The organism is Kitasatospora putterlickiae (assembly GCF_039527695.1).
Classification (GTDB): domain Bacteria; phylum Actinomycetota; class Actinomycetes; order Streptomycetales; family Streptomycetaceae; genus Kitasatospora; species Kitasatospora putterlickiae.
In genome coordinates this window covers 1-1,426 of sequence record NZ_BAAAKJ010000502.1, presented here as the reverse complement: position 1 = coordinate 1,426, position 1,426 = coordinate 1, and the positions used below count along the sequence as shown (strand labels likewise).

The 1,426-nt window shown below is 76.4% G+C and carries 1 protein-coding gene and 1 pseudogene; both read left to right on the top strand.

What is annotated here, in order from left to right; all coding sequences use genetic code 11:
• Positions 1-511: pseudogene (locus ABD308_RS38020) on the top strand (gfo/Idh/MocA family oxidoreductase); the annotation flags it as partial.
• Between the two features lie 164 nt (positions 512-675).
• A complete protein-coding gene (locus ABD308_RS38015; protein WP_344345431.1) occupies positions 676-1,392 on the top strand; it encodes an HAD-IA family hydrolase in 717 nt (238 codons plus the stop codon).
• Positions 1,393-1,426: the final 34 nt, after the last annotated feature.

The window sequence follows — 1,426 nt, the reverse complement described above, 5'->3', positions numbered from 1 at the left end:
GCTGCGGGCGGTGCTCGGCTCGCTCTCCGCCGACTTCGTCAACGACGGCGGGCGCGGCGCCGGCTGGCGCGGCACCGAGGGACCGGCGGGCGCGGGCGACGTCGAGGACACCGCCCGCGGCTTCCTGCTCACCGACACCGGCGTCTCGGTGGCGGTGCGGGCGAGCTGGGCCTCCCACGAGCCCGTCGACACCACCCGGATCACCGTGGAGGGCGCCACCGGTTCCGCGACCCTGGAGTGCACCTTCGGCTTCAGCCCGAACCGCCGGGTCCCGCGCCTCACCCGGACCCGCGACGGCGTCACCACCGAGGTCCCGCTGCCCGGGGAGGGCGTCGGCACCGAGTACGTGCGCCAGCTCGACGAGCTGCCCGCCCTGCTCGCCGACCCGGCCACGCGCGGCGCGGCCGTGAACCGCGCCCACCACACCATCTCGGTCATCGAGCGGCTCTACGCGGCGGCCCGCGCCCCGCGGCCGCGGCTCGACGACGAGGCCGCGGCCCTCGCCGTCTGACCGTCGTCGGCCTCCGGCCCCGCCGTCCCCACCGCTCCCCGCCGAGCAACAGCTCCCTCCGAGCAGCCCCGCGCCCCGGCCCCGGAGGCCGTGCCCATCCCGTCGGCCCCGGGGCGTCAGGCCCGGTCACCCGTCCGGGCAGCCCCTCGTCCCATGGAGATCCCATGCCGATCGACCAGCCCGCAGCCACCGCCCCGACCACCAGGCCCGACGGCCACGCGCTCGCCGCCTTCCTCCCGCTGCGCGCCGTGGTCTTCGACCTCGACGGCGTCATCGTCGACAGCTTCGACGTGATGCGCCGGGCGTTCCTCACCGCCTACGAGGAGGTGGTCGGCGACGGCAACCCGCCGTTCGAGGAGTACAGCCGTCACCTGGGCCGCTATTTCCCGGACATCATGCGGATCATGGGGCTGCCGCTCGCCCTGGAGGAGCCCTTCGTCCGGGAGAGCTACCGGCTCGCCCCCCAGGTCACCGTGCACGCCGGGGCGCGGGAACTGCTCATCGACCTCAACCGGCGCGGCGTCCGGTTGGCCGTGGCCACCGGCAAGAGCGGCCCCCGGGCCCGCTCGCTGCTCGATCAGCTCGGTCTGCTGCACCACTTCGACCACGTGCTCGGCTCCGACGAGGTGCCCCGGGCCAAGCCCGCGCCCGACATCGTGCTGCGCGCCCTGGAACTGCTCGACGTGCCGGCCGAACGGACCGTCATGGTCGGCGACGCCGTCACCGACCTGGCGAGCGCCCGGGGCGCCGGGGTCGGCGCGATCGCCGCGCTGTGGGGCGAGACCGACGAGGCGGCGCTGCTCGCCGAACGGCCCGACGCGGTGCTGCGCCGGCCCGGCGACCTGCTCGCCCTGCTGCCCGAACCCGTCCCGGCCCACTGACCGCGGCCCACTGACCGCGGCCCACTGACCGCGG

Bases quoted from the DNA above. Each gene is read 5' to 3' on its own strand.
- ABD308_RS38015 (WP_344345431.1), top strand. From the start codon at position 676: ATGCCGATCGACCAGCCCGCAGCCACCGCCCCGACCACCAGGCCCGAC.